The following is a 15,811-nucleotide window of genomic DNA, read 5'->3' as shown; positions in this document are numbered from 1 at the left end:
TGCTAATCGTGCTTGATCGCTACGGTCTTGGTGACGGAGAAGCCGTAGAGCGCCTCGAAGCCCTTTTCGCGGTTGAAGCCGCTCTTCTTCACGCCGCCGAAGGGCAGCTCCACGCCGCCGCCGGCCCCGTAGTTGTTGATGAAAACCTGCCCGGCCTGGAGCCGACGCGCCAGCCGCATCTGCCGGCCGCCGTCGCGCGTCCAGACGCCGGCCACGAGCCCGTAGGGCGTGCCGTTGGCGATGCGCACCGCTTCCTTCTCCCCGTCGAAGGGTATGCAGGCGAGCGCCGGGCCGAACACCTCCTGCTGCTCCAGCGGAGAGCCGGGCGCCACGTCGGCGAACAGCACGGGCGGCACGTAGAAGCCGCCGGCCGGCGCGCCGTCCACCACGCGCCCCTCCGCCAGCACGCGGAAGCCGTTGGCCTTGGCGGCGGCGACCATGCCGGCGACGCGGTCCTTCTGCTTGGCGTTGATCAGCGGGCCGACGTCGTAGTCTTCCAGCGCCGGCCCGACGGTCAGGGCGCGGAAGCGCTCCGCCACCATGGCGGTGAAGCGGTCGTAGATCGGCCGCTCGACCAGCACGCGGCTGCCGGCGGAACAGGTCTGGCCGGCGTTCTGCACCGCCGCGCGCACCACGAAGGTCAGCGCCTGCTCCAGGTCGGCGTCGGCGAAGACCAGCTGTGGGGACTTGCCGCCCAGTTCCAGCGTCACCGGCACGATGTTGCGGGCCGCCGCCTGCTGCACCAGCGTGCCGACCTCCTGGCTGCCGGTGAAGGAGATGTGGTCGATGTCGGGATGGGCGGACAGCGCCGCCCCGGCCTCCTCCCCATAGCCCGTCACGATGTTGACGGAGCCCGCGGGGAAGCCCGCTTCCGCCATCAGGCGGCCGAGATAAAGCGTGGTGAGGGAGGCGTCCTCGCCCGGCTTGATGACGCAGGCGTTGCCCATGGCCAGCGCCGCGCCGACGCTGCGCCCGATGATCTGCAACGGATAGTTCCAGGGGACGATGTGGGCGGTGACCCCGTGCGGCTCCCGCAGGGTCATCACCGTATAGCCGTTGAGGTAGGGGATGGTGTCCCCGTGCACCTTGTCGGCCGCCCCGCCGTAGAATTCGAAATAGCGGGCGCAGGCCGTCACGTCCGCCTTGGCTTGGGCCAGCGGCTTGCCGACGTCGCGGGATTCCAGCGTCGCCAGCGTCTCCGCGTGGTCGAGGATCAGGGATGACAGGCGCTGCATCAGCCGCCCGCGCTCCGCGGCGGTCAGGCGGCTCCAGTCGCCCTCAACCGCGCTGCGGGCGGCAATCACGGCGCGGTCGATGTCGGCGGCGGTGCCGCGGGGAATGGCGGCGAACTCTTCGCCGGTGGAGGGATCGACGACGGGAATGCGGCCGCCGTCCACGGCCTCTACGAAGGCCCCGCCGATCAGGAGAGAGGTGTCCATGCTTGTCGGTTCCTCAGAAGACGAGGCCGCGGAAGAACAGCGTCACCGCGGGCACGTAGGTGATGACCATCAGGCAGGCGAAGACGACGATCACGAAGGGCACCAGCCGGCCGATGATCTGCTCCAGGCTCAGGCCGGCGACCTGGCAGGCGGCGAACAGGTTCACGCCAAAGGGCGGCGTCACCATGCCCAGCGCCAGGTTCACCACCATGATCAGCCCGAAATGCACGGGGTCGATGCCGAAATGGGCGGCGACCGGGGCCAGGATCGGGGCCAGCACGATGATCGAGGCCGAGGTCTCGATGAACATGCCGACCACGAACAGGAACAGGTTCACCGCCAGCAGGAAGGCCCAGCCGCTGCCGATGGCCTCGGCGATCCAGGCGCCGATGGCAGCCGGCACGCCGGCCCGCGTGATCAGGAAGCTGAACAGCCCCGCCGCCGCGATGATGAACATGATGATGGAGGAGGACAGGACCGACTTCTTCAGGATCGGCCCAAGGTCGCGCCAGCCGATGGCGCGGTAGACGCCCATGCCGACGATGACCGCGTAGAAGACGGCGACCACCGACGCTTCCGTCGGCGTGAAGACGCCGCGGTAGATGCCGCCGATGATGATCACCGGCATCAGCAGGGCGAGTGCCGCCCGCTCCGTCGCCTTGACGAAGCCCAGGTTGCCGACGCCGTCCTCCTTGCCCCAGCCGTTCATCTTGCAGGTGACGTAGACGAACAGGGTCAGCGCGCCGCCGATCAGCAGGCCCGGCCCGACGCCGGCCGCGAACATCTCCCCGATGGAGACCTCCGCGGAGACGCCGTAGAGGATCATCGGGATGGAAGGCGGGATGATCACCCCCAGCTCCGCCGAGGTGGCCTGGAGTGCTGCGGCGAACTCCGGCGGGTAGCGGTGCTTGATCATCGCCGGGATGATGATGGAGCCGATGGCGAAGGTCGTCGCCACGCTCGACCCCGACACCGAGGCGAAGATCATGCAGGTCAGCACGCAGGAGCAGGCGAGCCCGCCCTGGACGTTGCCGACCACCGCCTTGGCGAAGTCGACCAGCCGGCGGGAGATGCCGCCGGCCTCCATCAGGTTGCCGGCCAGGATGAAGAAGGGAACGGCCATCAGCGGAAAGCTGTCGATGGTCGTCACCAGCTTCTGCGCCACCACGATCAGCGGCATGGTGGTGAAGGCGGCGATGCCGCCGATGCTGGCCGCCGCGATGGCAATGGCGATGGGGACGCTGAGCGCGAACAGCCCGACCATGACGAGGAGCATGAAGCTGGTCATGGGGCTACACCTCGTACACTTCTTGGGGGGCTGTCGCGGTGGTGCGGGCGTGCAGGGCGTCGCGGACCTGCTCCACCGTACGGGCCAGCAGCCCGACGATGGCGAGGACCGAGCCGACGGGCACGGCGGCGTAGACCAGCGCGATGGAGATGCCCTCCCCGGTGAAGGGGTTATCCACGCCTGCCAGCATCTGGAAGCGCACGCGCGCGGCCATGTCCCAGCCGTACCAGGCCATGACCAAAAGCACGCCCAGCGACAGGCCGGCGATCGCCACGACCAGAACGGCCCTGGCCCCGCCGTGCAGCCGGTTGAACAGAAACTCCACCGCCATCAGCGCGCCGGTCCGGAAGGCGACGGCGACGCCCAGATAGACCATCCAGATGTTGAGGGAGCGCGCCGTCACCTCCGACCAGGTGGAGGGTTCCTCGAAGACGAAGCGCGTCACCACCTGGTAGAGCGAGACGCAGCAGGTCAGCACCAGCAGCGCCATCGCCGCGCGCAGGGTCCAGCGCATCAGGAAGGATTCGACGGACGAGAGGGCCGCGAGCATGGGGGACTCCTCGGATCGCTTGGCCCCCCATCCCTCCCCCGCTTGCGCGGGAGAGGGGGCCTTGATCCCCTCCACCGCCAAAGGCGGGGGAGGGTTAGGGAGGGGCACAGTGCGGCTCAGTACTTGTACGACTTGATCGCGTCGATTTTGTCCTGGCCGAACTTCTTGGCGTAGTCGGCGTAGGCTGGCTTCAGGGCCTCCTGGAAGGCGGCGGTGTCCACGTCGGTGACCACCTCCATGCCCTGCTTCTTCAGCTCCTCGATGCCGTTCTTGGCGTCGTCCTCGGCCTTCTGGCGCATGGCCTTGGCGCCGGTCAGGGCGGCCTGTTTGAACCAGCCCTTTTCCTGATCCGACAGCTTGTTCCACACCGACGGCGACAGGATGATCAGGGCCGGCGAATAGACGTGCTGCGTCACCGTCAGGTACTTCTGCACCTGGGAGAACTTGGCCGACAGGATCACGCCGATGGGGTTCTCCTGCCCGTCGACCGTGCCCTGCTGCATGGCGGTGAACAGCTCCGGGAAGGCCATCGGCGTGGGCAGGACGCCCAGCGTCTTGAAGGCCGTCATGTGCACCTGGTTCTCCATGGTGCGGATCTTCAGGCCCTTGGCGTCGGCCGGCGACTTCACCGGGTGCTTGGAGTTGGTCAGGTTGCGGAAGCCGTTCTCGCCCCAGGCCAGCGCGATCAGCCCGTGCTTGGGGAACTGGTCCAGGATCGCCTGCCCGATCGGGCCGTCCAGCACCGCGTGGGCGTGGGCGTAGTCCTTGAACAGGAAGGGAATGTCGGTGATCAGCGTGTCCGGCACGAAGTTGCCGACCGGGCCGGAGGAGGTGACGACGATGTCCACCGTGCCAATCTGCGCGCCTTCCACCATCTCGCGCTCGCCGCCCAGCGCGTTGGCCGGGAACTGCTTGATGGTCCATTTGCCGCCGGACAGGCGGGACAGCTCGTCACCCATCGCCGTGGCGCCGACGCCATAGTGGGAGGTCGGGGCGAGCGAGTAGCCGAGCTTCAACTCGTCGGCGCTGGCCGCCACGGACGTGGCGAGGCCGAGCGCGAACACACCGGTGGCGACGAACTTCTTCAACAACATGAACGTGTTTCCTCCCTCAAGGAACGCAAGGCGGCACCGCGGCCGGTGGTCCGGCTCTGAGACTGTTGGTGACGCGAGCAAATGTTAGCGTGTGTTGACCCGTTTGGGCATGTCCTCTTCGACATAGGCCCGCACGATGGCGTCGATGCCCGTGTCGCGGCTGAAGCCCAGCCGGTTGGCGCGGGCCGTGTCCATGTCCGCCGGCCAGCTGGCGACGATGCGGGCGATGCGCTCGTCCGGGCGGTGGTCGATCAGCGACGAATCGCCGCCGGCCTTCTCCAGCGCCGCGATCATGCTGCTGATGGTGACGGAGATGCCCGGCAGGTTCAGCGTGCGGTCGTCCTCCCACGCCTCAGACGGTAGGGTGTGGGCGTGCAGCAGGTTGGCGACCACCCGGGCGGGGGAGGTGATCCACAGCGCCAACTCCTGCGGCACCGGGCAGGTAGAGCGCTCGCCCGACAGCGGTTCCCGGATGATGCCGCTGGCGAAGGAGGACGCGGCGAGGTTCGGCTTTCCCGGCCGCACCACCACGGTTGGCAGACGCAGGCTGCAACCGCGGATGAAGCCCTTGCGGCTGTAGTCGTTTACCAGCAGCTCCCCGATCGCCTTCTGGGTGCCGTAGGAGGATTGCGGGCGGGCCGGCGTTTCGTCCAGGACCAGCGGCGGGGCGTGGCCGAACACGGCGACGGAGCTGGCGAAGACGACGCGGGGCGGGGCGGGCAGGGCGCGGCAGACCTCCAGCAGGGCGCGGGTGCCGTCCACGTTGACGCGCATGCCAAGGTCGAAGTCGGCCTCCGCCGCGGCGCTGACCACGGCGGCGAGGTGGAAGACGCTGTCGAAGCCTTCCTTGCGCAGCCGGTCCTGCACCGCCGGGTCGCAGAGGTCGCCGACGATGCCGTCGGTGCCGGGAAGGGGCTCCGCACCCGGCTGGATGTCCAGCAATGTGACGTGGTGCCCGCCTTCCGCGAGAAGCCGTTGCGCCAGCTTGCGGCCGAGGAAGCCGTTGCCGCCGGTGATCAGGATCCTCATGGCATCACCTCCAGCGCGTCGGAGAAGAAGTTCGGGCCGCCGAAGTTGCCGGACTTCAGCGCCAGCGCATAGGTCACGGGGCCAAGGCTGACGGTCGCGGGCACGCCCGGCGCGATCTCCGGCCCGATGCGCAGGGCCTTCACGCCCAGCGCGTCGACCACGGCACCGGAGGTCTCGCCCCCGGCCACCACGAAGCGGCGGGCGCCGGCCTCGGCCAGTCCCTTGGCGAGGCGCGCGAAGGCCTCCTCCACACGCCGCCCGGCCTCCTCCCGGCCGTGGCGGTCCTGCACGCTGCGGACGCTGTCCGGCGGGGCGCTGGAGGCGACCAGGACCGGAGTCTCGCCGAACCGGGCCATGACCGCCTCGTGCAGCGCCGGAACCACGTCCGTGCCGGCCAGCAGGGCGTCCACGTCCAGCCGCAGCACGGGATAGCGCTGGCCCGCCGCCTCCACCTGCGCCAGCGTGGCGGGGGAGCAGCTGCCGGCGATCAGCACCTCCGGCCCGGCGACGGCGGGCAGGTCGGTGGCGTTGCGGCCGCTGGCCAGCCCGGCCTCGATGAAGTTGCGGGCGATGCCGCCGGCCAGGCCCGACGCACCGGTGACCAGCGCCAGGTCGCGGCAGGCCGCCCCGATGGCGGCGAGGTCGCCCAGCGTCAGCGCGTCCACAACGGCGGCCCCGACGCCGGCCTTGCGCAGCACGTCGAAGGCGGCGCGCACGGCGTCGGGGCCTTGCATCACGGTCTGCCAATCGACCAGCCCGATCCTGGTCCGGCTCTGCCGTTCCAGCACGCGGACGAGGTTGGCGTCGCGCATGGGGTTCAGCGGGTGGTCCTTCAGCGGCGATTCGTTGAGCGGCTGGCTCCAGACGAACAGGTTGCCCTGGTAGACGGTGCGCCCGGTTTCCGGAAAGGACGGGCTGGCGATGGTGAAGGCGCTGCCCGTCTCCTCCAGCAGCGCGTCCATCACCGGGCCGATGTTGCCGCGGTCGGTGCTGTCGAAGGTGGAGCAATACTTGAAGTAGCACTGGCGCGCGCCGAGCCCCTTCAGCCGCCGCCACGCGTCCACCGACATGCGCACGGCCTCGGCGGGCTCGATGGAACGGCTCTTCAGCGCGGCCACCACGGCCTCCGCGTCGTCGGGGGCGTGGTCCAGCCCCTCCGGCCCGATGGTCTGGACGGTGTGCAGGCCCGCCTTGGCGAGCGTGTTGGCGAGATCCGACGCGCCGGTGTAGTCGTCGGCCACGCAGCCCAGCAAGAGGCGGCTCATCGCGCACCCTCCAGATAGCGCTTCGCCCAGCCGAGCCCGGCGACGGTGCCCGCTTTCGGCCGGTATTCGCAGCCGACCCAGCCGGTGTAGCCGATGTCGTCCAGCGCGCGCAGCAGGTGGTGCGGGTCGCATTCGCCCGTGTCGGGCTCGTGCCGGTCGGGGACACCGGCGATCTGCACATGGCCGATCATGGGGGCGAGCCGGCGCAGCCGCATGGTCAGGTCGCCCTCCATGATCTGCGCGTGGTAGAGGTCGAACTGGAGCTTCACGTTGGGGCGGTCCACCGCCTCGATCAGCTGGACGGCCTCCGTCGTCGTGCGCAGCAGGTAGCCGGGCATGTCGCGGTCGTTCAGCGGCTCGATCACGATGGTGCGGTCGTGGTCGGCGGCGCGGTGGGCGGCGTGGCGCAGCCGCTCCACATAGAGCGCCAGCGCGTCCTTGCGGTCCATCCTGGCGGGCGGGATGCCGGCCATCATGTGCAGGGTGGGGCAGTCCAGGGCGGCGGCGTAGATCAGCGCGCGCTCCACCGATTCGACGAAGTCGGTTTCCCGGTCGGGCAGGCAGGCGAGGCCGCGCTCGCCACCGGCCCAGTCGCCGGGGGGCATGTTGAACAGGGCGATTGAGACGCCGCTGTCCGCCTTGCGGCGGGCGACCTCGGCCTCCGGGAAGTCGTAGGGGAACAGGAACTCCACCGCGCGGAAACCAGCGTCGGCGGCCGCCTGGAAGCGGTCGAGGAACGGGACCTCGTTGAACATCATGGTGAGATTGGCGGCAAGGCGCGCCATGGCCCTCTCTCCTCCCCGTGGGCGCGGACCGATTGTTGGGTCCGCTGATTGTCCGGCAGTGTCGACGCCCGCTCGGGGCGCCGTCAAGCCTGACGGCAGGAAAAGAGAGAGTGGCGCGAGTGACGGGACTTGAACCCGCGGCCTCCGGCGTGACAGGCCGGCGCTCTAACCAACTGAGCTACACCCGCGTAATGGCTCCGGATGCTGGACTCGAACCAGCGACACGCGGATTAACAGTCCGCTGCTCTACCGACTGAGCTAATCCGGAACGGAGGCCGGCTTATAAAGCTGATCCGGGACCCTGGCAAGGGAAATCGAACAGGGCGCGTCACTTTTTTCCGAAAGCCGGAGCGGCACCAGGGATCCCGTGACAAGAGCGCCCACCGCTCGCCCGATGGTTGACAGACGGGCCGGCTTTCGCTTCCTTCCGCGACCAGTTCCCCTCCACCCTCCGTTGGTCCTAGCCCGCATGTCCAAGGTCGTTCCGTTCGCCGCCGCCCGCGAGGCCCTGATCGCCCGCCTGACCGAGCAGCTTCCGCCCTCCACCGAATGGGCCGGGCGCCTGCTGCTGATGCCCGAGGGGGTGCGGACCGAGCCGATGCCGGCGCAGGACGCGGTGGAGGGCCTGCGCGCCTTCCGCGCCGGGCTGGGCGAGGCGATTGGCGCCGCCCCCTGTTCGGTGGGCGGGATGTGGGTGTCGCGGGAGGACTGCCTGGACTGGGACGGGCTGCTGGCCCCCCTGGCCGTTGCCGCGGGCTATGTGGTGAAGGGCGCGACCGGCGGGGCCGGCCTGTCGGTGGAGCTGTTCCGCTGCAAGGCGGCGCTGGCCGGCTGGGGCGTGCGCGGCATCCGTGGGGAGGCGTCCGTGGCGCGCGCCGCGGGCTATGCCGTGGTGTCGGTCAGCCGCCGCCCGGACGACCAGGAAATCGTGCTGGACCGCGTCATGGACACCTTCAGCTTCGTCCTGCGCTGCCAGGGCGAGCCGACCGTGGAGGCCGAGGACCTCGACGCCCGCCTGGCCCGGCGGGCGTGGCCGATGCGGAAGTAATCCGGCAGCTCACCGCGTCAGGGCATCGGCGTGGATGATGCGCGCGACGGTCTGCGACCGCTGCACGTCGCGCACTTCCAGGATGATGCCAAGGTTCAGCGCGGCCAGGTTCTCCGCAAGGGAGCGCACCGTCTCCCTTACTTGGTCCAGCGCGCTCGTGTCCCAGTCCGAGTCGCTGCCGAGTGAGCTGACGAAGGCATTGATTTCCAACTGCATTTCCGCCGGGTCCCGCCGATGGTGGTGTTTCCTTACATCTCCTGCATTACCCCGGCGCGATGGTCCCAACAATGACGCTTGCGCCATATGTCGGGAGACGATCGTGACTCTCCCCTAGATATAGCGGGGACGGAAGCGCAGGGTCTCCCCAACCGTCGGTACGACGAAGCGGTTAGACTCTACGGCTTGCTCCGCCAGCGCCTGGTCCAGCTCCCGCGCGGGGGCGTCGAACGCCTCCGGCGTCAGCTGGAAGGTGCCGAAATGCATGGCGACGCTCTGCCGTGCGCCCAGTTCCCCATGCGCCCGCACGGCTTCGGCCGGGTCCATGTGCTGGGCCGCCATGAACCAGCGCGGCTCGTAGGCGCCGATGGGCAGCAGCGCCACGTCGATGGAACCGAAGCGCGCGGCGATCTCGCGGAAATGCGGGCAATAGCCGGTGTCGCCGGCGAAATAGACGGTGACGTCCGGCGCCTCGACGACGAAGCCGCCCCACAGGGTCCGGCGCCGGTCGAACCGCCCGCGCGCCGACCAGTGCTGGGCGGGCACGAAGGTGATCCGCGTTCCCTCCGGCCCGTCGATGCCGTCCCACCAGTCCATCTCCGCCACCGCCTCGAAGCCGGCCCGGCGCAACGGCGGCCCGTTGCCGATCCCGGTCAGCGCCTGGACGGCGCCGTGGCGACGCGCCAGCCGGCGCAGGCTCGGCACGTCCATATGGTCGTAGTGGTTGTGGCTCAGCAACACCGCGTCGATGGGTGGCAGGTCCGCCATGCGCACCCCCGGCGGGTGCGCGCGCTTCGGTCCCAGCCGGCCGAACGGCCCGGCCCGGTCGGAGAAGACAGGGTCGGTCAGGAAGGTGGCGCCGCCCACCTGGATCAGGAAGGTGACGTGCCCGACGAAGGTTACCGCCACCTCGCCCCGTGCCAGAGGTGCTGCGGGAGGCACGCGCGGCTCCACCGGCGGAAGCGCCGGCCAGCGCTGCCAGGACGTCCGGTAGAGCCGCCAGAGGTCGCGCAGGCTTTTGTCCGTGTCCGCGTGTGGATTGAAAAATCGGTTGCCGTCCCAGTGGTCGCTTGGGACGGCGGGAAAGCGGGCTTGGGAGTCGTCGCGCGGCATGGGCAACAGGTGGGGACGCGGCGGTTCCTTGGCTAGGCCTTGTCCGCGCCGCGGGGGCGGTTAAGGCCTATGACGATCAGCTAAACAAACGGTGCGCGGCGCAGAAAGTTTTGTTGACAACACGTTGATAGAATTGCATTTTTGACGTGTTGCCATGCAAAATCAGCGCATAGGGTATTTGGTATACCAGTGTATAGTCCACCCATCAGCGAACGATGGAGATTTCCATGAACAGCTCGACCTTCGCCAACGCCCGTACCGCCCTGACCCAGCCGTCCCACGCGCAGATCATCCGCGAGTTCGTGGTGTCCTGGTTCAAGGCCACGCCGGTGTATCTGGTCTACCGCGCTCTGACCGAGAAGTGATCACGACGCGGTACGGAGCGGGGGCGGTCCCCACGGGAATTTCCGCCGTCCCCCGCCGTTTTTGATCAAGGTTCCGACGGAAAGTTCCGCCGCCAGACCGGTGCCAGCGCCGGCAGGCCGCCGACCCGGTCCGCAACCGCCGCCATCTTCGGGCAGTGCTCCCTGAACCAGGCGCCTCGCGGCCGCCAGCGCACCATTGCCCCGACGTAGACGTCCAGGGCGGAAAAGCGCTGCCCCAGCACCCATGGCCCGCGGACAGCGGCCTCCTCGAACTGGCGCCACAGACGCTTGCGGTGCTCCAGCGTGGAGGCGCCCAGGTCGTTCGGCGCACCTGGTGCCCAGCGCTCCGGATAGTCGCCGTAGGTGAAGGTCGGGTAGACGTTCGCCACCATCCACACCAGCCAGCGCAGGAACTCCGGCCGCTCCGCCGTATCGGGTGGGGGCGCCAGACCCGATTCCGGGTGGCGCTCGGCCAGCAGAAGCGCGATCGCCGCGCTCTCCGTCATCACGGTGCCGTCGGGCAGGACCAGGGCCGGTACCTGGGCCAGCGGGTTCACCGCGCGCAGCCGCTCACGCGCTGGGCCTTCCCGGTCGAAACCCTCCACATCCTCGAACACGACCGGCACGCCGCAGCAGGTCAACATGGCCTCCACCAGCACCGAGCCCCAGCCGGGCACCCCATACAGCCTGTAGCCTTCCGTCATTCCTCCACCCCCCGCTCGTGATCCGGCGCCGCGGCGAGCGTCCAGAAGGCCTCCGCGGCCGGGCTCTGGCGCGCGCGGGGGCGGAACAGCCGCACCTCCACCGCGATGTCCCAGGCGGCATCGCCCGCCCGCACCAGAAGGCCGCGCGACAGGTCGTCGGCGATCAGGCTTTCGGGAAGCCACGCCACCCCGCGCCCGTCGCGCGCCAGCGTGCGCAGCACCGCCGCCAGATGGGAGGTGAACACCGTTTCCAGCCGCAACGGCACGGGGAAGCTCCCCTGCGCGGCACGGACGATGCGCCCCATGCCGGACTCCGGGCTGTAGGCGAGGTGGGGCAGGGGACCCGCCGCCAAGCTGTGCAGCGGCTGGCCGTCCGCGCGCGGCGCGGTCACCGGCACCAGCACGTCCTCCCCCACGCGGGCGGAGCGGAAGGCGGCGGTGTCCAGCCGGGACGGGGCAGCCACGTGGTGGTGGCACAGCAGGAACTGCGCCTGCCCCTGCAGCATCACCTGCTCGCAGGCCTGCATGCTGTCGGAGACGAGGTGAATCGCGCCCAGCCGCGCCGCGGAGTCGGCATGGACATGGGCCCGACCCTCCAGCGCGCGCAGCCAGGCGGGGAAGAAGGTCAGCGACAGCGCGTGGGTCGCCGCGAAGCGCAGGGAGGAGGCCGCGACCTCCCCGGCCAGCCGCGCCTCGTCCCGCCCCTGGAGCAGGCGGCGCATCGTCTCGTCCGCGAAGGGGCGGAAGTGCCGCCCGGCCTCGGTCAGGCCGACGGGCTGGGTCGCGCGGTCGAACAGCGGCGTGCCGACCCAGTCTTCCAGCGCGCGGATGCGCCGGCTGAAGGCCGGTTGGGTCAGGTGGCGCCCCTCCGCCGCGCGCGAGAAGTTCCCGCACTCCGCCAGCGCCAGGAAATCCTCCAGCCAGTTCAGTTCCATGGTCTGTTCCGGAGCCTATGCCGATCCTGCATTACGCGATTGGAAACTGGCATTGGCCCGGCGGCGGCGTCCATCCCTATGTTCCCGCCACGAACACAGGAGGACGCGCCATGCGCATCGTGGAGATCCGGGAGAAGACCGTCGGCATCAAGTCCGACATCGCCAACGCCTACATCGACTTCAGCCAGATGACCTGCAGCGTCGTCGCGGTGGTGACCGACGTGGTGCGCGACGGCAAGCCGGTGATCGGCTACGGCTTCAACTCCAACGGCCGCTACGGGGCCGGCGGGCTGATGCGCGAACGCTTCATCCCCCGCCTAATGTCCGCCGCTCCCGACAGTCTGGTCGACGAGGCCAACGGCAACCTGGATCCCTTCAAGGTCTGGGCGCGCCTGATGACCAACGAGAAGCCGGGCGGGCATGGCGAGCGCTCAGTCGCCGTCGGCACCATCGACATGGCGGTGTGGGACGCCGTGGCGAAGATCGAGGGCAAGCCGCTCTACCGCGTGCTGGCCGACCGCTACCGCGGCGGCGTGGCCGACGAGTCGGTGTGGGTCTACGCGGCCGGCGGCTACTATTACCCCGGCAAGGGTGTGGAGGCACTCCAGGCCGAGATGCGCAGCTACCGCGACCGCGGCTACAAGGTCGTGAAGATGAAAATTGGCGCCACCTCCCTGGAGGACGACCTGCGCCGCATCGACGCGGTGCTGGAGGTGGTCGGGGAGGGGCGGAACCTCTGCGTCGACGCCAACGGCCGCTTCGACCTGAAGACCGCCATCGCCTACGCCGAGGCGCTGAAGCCCTACGACCTGTTCTGGTACGAGGAGGCCGGCGACCCGCTCGACTACGCGCTCCAGGCCGAGTTGGCGAACCATTACGACAAGCCGATGGCGACCGGCGAGAACCTGTTCAGCCACCAGGACGCCCGCAACCTGATCCGCCACGGCGGCATGCGGCCGGACCGGGACTGGCTGCAGTTCGACTGCGCGCTCAGCTACGGCCTTGTCGAATACCTGCGCACGCTGGATATGCTGGCGGAAAACGGCTGGTCCAGCCGCCGCGTCGTTCCGCACGGCGGCCACCAGATGTCGCTGAACATCGCCGCCGGCCTGCATCTGGGCGGCAACGAGAGCTACCCGGACGTCTTCAAGCCCTTCTGCGGCTTCGCCGACAGCATCGCCGTGGAGGACGGCCGCGTCCGCCTGCCGACCCTGCCCGGCATCGGCTTCGAGGACAAGGCGGAGCTGTTCGGCGTGATGCGCGACGCGCTGGAGACGGGTGCGTAACCCTGTTCCTGTGGTAGAGGCGGTTGAAGCCCGGGTACGCGCCGCACACATCCTGTTCCGGTGTTCAACATTTCGGAAAGGAGGTGATCCAATGTCTCATGGAGCCAAGCCGGTTGCCGCGCTGTTCGGTCTCGCCGCCCTCCTGACGGCGGGGATCGCCCAAGCGGACTGCTCGTCCAACCACGGCACGAGCGCCAGCACGCAGAAGCCGGCCAGCGACACGGTCGCCACCGGCACCAAGGCGTCAAGCAGCACCCGCGGTTAATCCCGGCCGCACCATGCCGGAACGGGCCGCTTCCCTGGACGGGGAAGCGGCCCGTTTCTTTTTCAGAGTTTATGCCCTTTGGCCTGCGCCTTTTGGCCGCAGAGGCTCGGATCTCCCTTGCGCCGGTGGGGGCGCAGGCGTAAACCGCAAATGAGAATAACTCTCATTCATGGTCCGTGCCTGAGGTTCGTGCCGATGCCGATGTCGAAGCCGATGTCTTCCCCCACCCGTTCCCGCACCCTGTCCCTGATCGTCGCCGGCCTGATCAGCGCTGGTTTCAGCGCCGGGCTGTTCGGGGGCGCATCGGCCGTCCTGTCGGCCCAGCGCGCGGGCGCGCCGGACGCGTCGCCGAACGATCCGGCTTACTACGCCCGGCCGGCGGCGGTCCCCTTCCCGGCGTCCAACCCCTACGCGGACGCCAAGGTGAAACTGGGGGAACGGTTGTTCCACGACACCGCCCTGTCGGGCGCCGGCGACCGCGCCTGCGCCTCCTGCCACGAGCCGGGCAAGGGCTTCCAGGACGGGCGGGCTGCGGCCGACGGGCTGGACGGCGCGCCGCTCGGCCGCCGCACGCCCTACATCGGCGACGCCGCCTGGGGTGAGCGCTACTTCTGGGACGGCCGCGCGGCCAGCCTGGAGGAGCAGGCGCTGGGCCCGGTCCAGAACCCGCGGGAGATGAACCAGACGCTGGACGGGCTGGTGGCCGCCCTGAAGGCCAAGCCAGACTACGCCCCGCTGTTCGCCGCCGCCTTCCCGGAGGCGCCGCAGATCACTGCCGCCAACATCGGCAAGGCGCTGGCCACCTTCGAGCGCACGATCCTGTCCGGCGACACCGCCTTCGACCGCTGGGTGGCCGGCGACGCCAAGGCCGTGTCGGACAGCGCCAAGCGCGGGTTCGACCTGTTCACCGGCAAGGCCGGCTGCGCCTCCTGCCATTCCGGCTGGGCCTTCACCGACCACGCCTTCCACGACATCGGGCTGCCCGGCGACGACAAGGGGCGCGGCGCCATCCTGGGCGAGCCCAGCGTCGACCACGCCTTCAAGACGCCGGGGCTGCGCAACGTCGGCAACCGCGCGCCCTACATGCACGACGGCTCCATCGCCACGCTGGAAGCGGTGCTCGACCATTACGCCGGCAACTATGTGGACAGGCCGACCCTGTCGCCCGACCTGCCGCGCCTGACCCTGACCGCGGGGGAGAAGGCCGACCTGCTGGCCTTCCTGCGCAGCCTCGACGCCAGCGGCCCGGCGCCGGCCTTCAAGCCGGAGGCGCCGCCGGTCAAAGTGGCCTCCCTCGCTCCCGTCATTCCGGTCGCCGCGACGCTTCCCGCCATACCGCCAGTCGTCGGACAGCGCGGCAAGCGCTTCAGCGTCGCCGAGGTGCAACTGCGCGCCGGCCAGACGCTGACCGTCCACAACGACGACAACCGCGAGCACAACGTCCGCTACGAGCGCGAGGGCAAGGAGTTCAACAGCGGCGTCCAGGATCCGGGCCAGAGCGCGCTGATCCCCTTCCCGGAGGCTGGCCACTATTACGTCTTCTGCGGCATCCACCCGAAGATGAAGATGGACGTGGACGTTGTTGGTCCTTGATGGATCGGGCCGTGACACCCCTGCTGCGAGAAACGAAATTTCTTGTTTAGGATCTCGTTCGGAAAGGTGACTTGATCGTTCGTTGCAATTTCCATGATGTGGAATCCTTGACTCTTGCGCCTTTCCACGTGTGTGGGAAAGATGGAGGCTGCCATTCTGGGTGGCATTCGCCGCCCTCAAGAACAGTCAGGGGCTTCCATGCACGACGAGACCGGACACCACCATCTCCACGCGGGCCATGATTGCTGCGGGCACACGCCGCACAATTCCCGCCGCTCCTTCCTGAAGATCGCGTCGCTCGGCGCCGGTGCCATGCTGCTGGCGCCGATGATCCCGGGCAAGGCGCAGGCCGGCGGGAACGTGGAGGCGCTGCTGCTCTCCTGCATGGACTACCGGCTGGTGGACGACATCGTCCGCTACATGGACGGCCGCGGCCTGACCAACAACTACGACCACGTCATCCTGGCCGGTGCCTCGCTCGGCGCGCTGACGGACAAGAAGAAGGCCTGGGGCGAGGCCTTCTGGGACCATGTGGACGTCGCCAAGCAGCTGCACCACATCCACAAGGTCATCGTCATGGATCACCGCGACTGCGGCGCCTACCGCGTCTTCCTGAACCAGGACCTTGCGGGCGACAAGGACAAGGAAACCGCCGTCCACGCGGAGCAGCTGCGCACGCTGGCCGGGATGATCAAGCAGAAGCACCCGGACCTGGAGGTCGAGCTGCTGCTGATGTCCCTGGACGGCTCCGTGGAGTCGGTCACGCTGACCGCCTGAGCCAAGCGGACCAATCGCAACGTGCGATTTCCGCGCCCGGTCCGGTGAACCTCACCGGC

Annotated in this window: 17 protein-coding genes and 2 tRNA genes; 6 read left to right on the top strand and 13 right to left on the bottom strand. The window is 69.2% G+C overall.

Features of this window, described 5'->3' with window-relative positions; genetic code table 11:
- Positions 1–2 precede the first annotated feature (2 nt).
- The 9 genes from M2351_RS43235 to M2351_RS43195 all read right to left on the bottom strand — a co-directional run bounded on the left by M2351_RS43235 (position 3) and on the right by M2351_RS43195 (position 7,718).
- Positions 3–1,439 (bottom strand): aldehyde dehydrogenase family protein, encoded by a 1,437-nt coding sequence (locus tag M2351_RS43235; protein WP_264662119.1) that lies wholly within the window; start codon positions 1,437–1,439, stop codon positions 3–5.
- A gap of 13 nt (positions 1,440–1,452) precedes the next feature.
- Positions 1,453–2,727, bottom strand: a complete 1,275-nt coding sequence (locus tag M2351_RS43230) for a TRAP transporter large permease (RefSeq protein ID WP_264662118.1) — start codon at positions 2,725–2,727, stop codon at positions 1,453–1,455.
- A gap of 4 nt (positions 2,728–2,731) precedes the next feature.
- Complete coding sequence (locus M2351_RS43225) at positions 2,732–3,277, bottom strand: TRAP transporter small permease (RefSeq protein WP_264662117.1); 546 nt, start codon at positions 3,275–3,277, stop codon at positions 2,732–2,734.
- Between the two features lie 116 nt (positions 3,278–3,393).
- Complete coding sequence (locus tag M2351_RS43220; RefSeq protein ID WP_264662116.1) at positions 3,394–4,371, bottom strand: TRAP transporter substrate-binding protein; 978 nt, start codon at positions 4,369–4,371, stop codon at positions 3,394–3,396.
- Between the two features lie 84 nt (positions 4,372–4,455).
- On the bottom strand, positions 4,456–5,400 hold the full coding sequence (denD, locus tag M2351_RS43215) for a D-erythronate dehydrogenase (protein ID WP_264662115.1): 945 nt from the start codon (positions 5,398–5,400) through the stop codon (positions 4,456–4,458).
- The gene (gene otnK / locus M2351_RS43210) at positions 5,397–6,665 is read right to left on the bottom strand and encodes a 3-oxo-tetronate kinase (RefSeq protein WP_264662114.1); all 1,269 of its coding nucleotides are present in this window, start codon (positions 6,663–6,665) and stop codon (positions 5,397–5,399) included. Before otnK ends, denD begins: the two co-directional genes overlap by 4 nt.
- The gene (gene otnI, locus M2351_RS43205) at positions 6,662–7,450 is read right to left on the bottom strand and encodes a 2-oxo-tetronate isomerase (RefSeq protein ID WP_264662113.1); all 789 of its coding nucleotides are present in this window, start codon (positions 7,448–7,450) and stop codon (positions 6,662–6,664) included. Before otnI ends, otnK begins: the two co-directional genes overlap by 4 nt.
- 111 nt (positions 7,451–7,561) lie before the next feature.
- Positions 7,562–7,638, bottom strand: a tRNA-Asp gene (locus M2351_RS43200).
- Positions 7,639–7,642: 4 nt separating this feature from the next.
- A tRNA-Asn gene (locus tag M2351_RS43195) sits at positions 7,643–7,718 on the bottom strand.
- 201 nt (positions 7,719–7,919) lie between these two features.
- Between M2351_RS43195 and M2351_RS43190 the strand changes: the two genes are divergently transcribed.
- Positions 7,920–8,498: a hypothetical protein gene (locus tag M2351_RS43190; RefSeq protein WP_264662112.1), complete on the top strand. Its 579-nt coding sequence runs from the start codon at positions 7,920–7,922 to the stop codon at positions 8,496–8,498.
- A 9-nt stretch (positions 8,499–8,507) separates the two neighbouring features.
- Here the strand turns inward: M2351_RS43190 and M2351_RS43185 are convergent, their stop codons facing one another.
- Both M2351_RS43185 and M2351_RS43180 read right to left on the bottom strand, forming a co-directional pair.
- Positions 8,508–8,714, bottom strand: coding sequence for a hypothetical protein (locus M2351_RS43185; protein ID WP_264662111.1), 207 nt, complete (start codon positions 8,712–8,714; stop codon positions 8,508–8,510).
- 114 nt (positions 8,715–8,828) lie between these two features.
- Positions 8,829–9,827, bottom strand: coding sequence for an MBL fold metallo-hydrolase (locus tag M2351_RS43180; protein WP_264662110.1), 999 nt, complete (start codon positions 9,825–9,827; stop codon positions 8,829–8,831).
- A gap of 227 nt (positions 9,828–10,054) precedes the next feature.
- Between M2351_RS43180 and M2351_RS43175 the strand changes: the two genes are divergently transcribed.
- The gene (locus M2351_RS43175; RefSeq protein WP_264662109.1) at positions 10,055–10,192 is read left to right on the top strand and encodes a hypothetical protein; all 138 of its coding nucleotides are present in this window, start codon (positions 10,055–10,057) and stop codon (positions 10,190–10,192) included.
- 65 nt (positions 10,193–10,257) lie between these two features.
- Here the strand turns inward: M2351_RS43175 and M2351_RS43170 are convergent, their stop codons facing one another.
- Both M2351_RS43170 and M2351_RS43165 read right to left on the bottom strand, forming a co-directional pair.
- Positions 10,258–10,896, bottom strand: coding sequence for a glutathione S-transferase family protein (locus tag M2351_RS43170; protein ID WP_264662108.1), 639 nt, complete (start codon positions 10,894–10,896; stop codon positions 10,258–10,260).
- Entirely contained in the window at positions 10,893–11,831 is a 939-nt protein-coding gene (locus M2351_RS43165; RefSeq protein ID WP_264662107.1) for a LysR family transcriptional regulator, read from the bottom strand. Before M2351_RS43165 ends, M2351_RS43170 begins: the two co-directional genes overlap by 4 nt.
- Before the next feature lie 110 nt (positions 11,832–11,941).
- Here M2351_RS43165 and M2351_RS43160 point away from each other — a divergent pair, with 110 nt between their 5' ends.
- The 4 genes from M2351_RS43160 (at position 11,942) to M2351_RS43145 (ending at position 15,752) form a co-directional block, all read left to right on the top strand.
- The gene (locus M2351_RS43160; protein ID WP_264662106.1) at positions 11,942–13,117 is read left to right on the top strand and encodes a mandelate racemase/muconate lactonizing enzyme family protein; all 1,176 of its coding nucleotides are present in this window, start codon (positions 11,942–11,944) and stop codon (positions 13,115–13,117) included.
- 91 nt (positions 13,118–13,208) lie between these two features.
- Positions 13,209–13,382, top strand: coding sequence for a hypothetical protein (locus tag M2351_RS43155; RefSeq protein ID WP_264662105.1), 174 nt, complete (start codon positions 13,209–13,211; stop codon positions 13,380–13,382).
- A gap of 195 nt (positions 13,383–13,577) precedes the next feature.
- Positions 13,578–14,975: a cytochrome c peroxidase gene (locus M2351_RS43150; protein ID WP_264662104.1), complete on the top strand. Its 1,398-nt coding sequence runs from the start codon at positions 13,578–13,580 to the stop codon at positions 14,973–14,975.
- Positions 14,976–15,173: 198 nt separating this feature from the next.
- Positions 15,174–15,752, top strand: a complete 579-nt coding sequence (locus M2351_RS43145) for a carbonic anhydrase (RefSeq protein ID WP_264662103.1) — start codon at positions 15,174–15,176, stop codon at positions 15,750–15,752.
- Positions 15,753–15,811 lie beyond the last annotated feature (59 nt).

The organism is Azospirillum canadense, assembly GCF_025961225.1.
Taxonomy (GTDB): Bacteria; Pseudomonadota; Alphaproteobacteria; order Azospirillales; family Azospirillaceae; genus Azospirillum; species Azospirillum canadense.
This window is presented reverse-complemented; position numbering and strand designations above follow the sequence as displayed.

Bases quoted from the DNA above. Each gene is read 5' to 3' on its own strand.
- otnK (WP_264662114.1), bottom strand. From the start codon at position 6,665: ATGAGCCGCCTCTTGCTGGGCTGCGTGGCCGACGACTACACCGGCGCG.
- M2351_RS43145 (WP_264662103.1), top strand. From the start codon at position 15,174: ATGCACGACGAGACCGGACACCACCATCTCCACGCGGGCCATGATTGC.
- otnI (WP_264662113.1), bottom strand. From the start codon at position 7,450: ATGGCGCGCCTTGCCGCCAATCTCACCATGATGTTCAACGAGGTCCCG.
- M2351_RS43190 (WP_264662112.1), top strand. From the start codon at position 7,920: ATGTCCAAGGTCGTTCCGTTCGCCGCCGCCCGCGAGGCCCTGATCGCC.
- M2351_RS43225 (WP_264662117.1), bottom strand. From the start codon at position 3,277: ATGCTCGCGGCCCTCTCGTCCGTCGAATCCTTCCTGATGCGCTGGACC.
- M2351_RS43175 (WP_264662109.1), top strand. From the start codon at position 10,055: ATGAACAGCTCGACCTTCGCCAACGCCCGTACCGCCCTGACCCAGCCG.
- M2351_RS43230 (WP_264662118.1), bottom strand. From the start codon at position 2,727: ATGACCAGCTTCATGCTCCTCGTCATGGTCGGGCTGTTCGCGCTCAGC.
- M2351_RS43235 (WP_264662119.1), bottom strand. From the start codon at position 1,439: ATGGACACCTCTCTCCTGATCGGCGGGGCCTTCGTAGAGGCCGTGGAC.
- M2351_RS43180 (WP_264662110.1), bottom strand. From the start codon at position 9,827: ATGCCGCGCGACGACTCCCAAGCCCGCTTTCCCGCCGTCCCAAGCGAC.
- M2351_RS43185 (WP_264662111.1), bottom strand. From the start codon at position 8,714: ATGCAGTTGGAAATCAATGCCTTCGTCAGCTCACTCGGCAGCGACTCG.
- M2351_RS43160 (WP_264662106.1), top strand. From the start codon at position 11,942: ATGCGCATCGTGGAGATCCGGGAGAAGACCGTCGGCATCAAGTCCGAC.
- M2351_RS43220 (WP_264662116.1), bottom strand. From the start codon at position 4,371: ATGTTGTTGAAGAAGTTCGTCGCCACCGGTGTGTTCGCGCTCGGCCTC.
- denD (WP_264662115.1), bottom strand. From the start codon at position 5,400: ATGAGGATCCTGATCACCGGCGGCAACGGCTTCCTCGGCCGCAAGCTG.
- M2351_RS43170 (WP_264662108.1), bottom strand. From the start codon at position 10,896: ATGACGGAAGGCTACAGGCTGTATGGGGTGCCCGGCTGGGGCTCGGTG.
- M2351_RS43155 (WP_264662105.1), top strand. From the start codon at position 13,209: ATGTCTCATGGAGCCAAGCCGGTTGCCGCGCTGTTCGGTCTCGCCGCC.
- M2351_RS43150 (WP_264662104.1), top strand. From the start codon at position 13,578: ATGCCGATGTCGAAGCCGATGTCTTCCCCCACCCGTTCCCGCACCCTG.
- M2351_RS43165 (WP_264662107.1), bottom strand. From the start codon at position 11,831: ATGGAACTGAACTGGCTGGAGGATTTCCTGGCGCTGGCGGAGTGCGGG.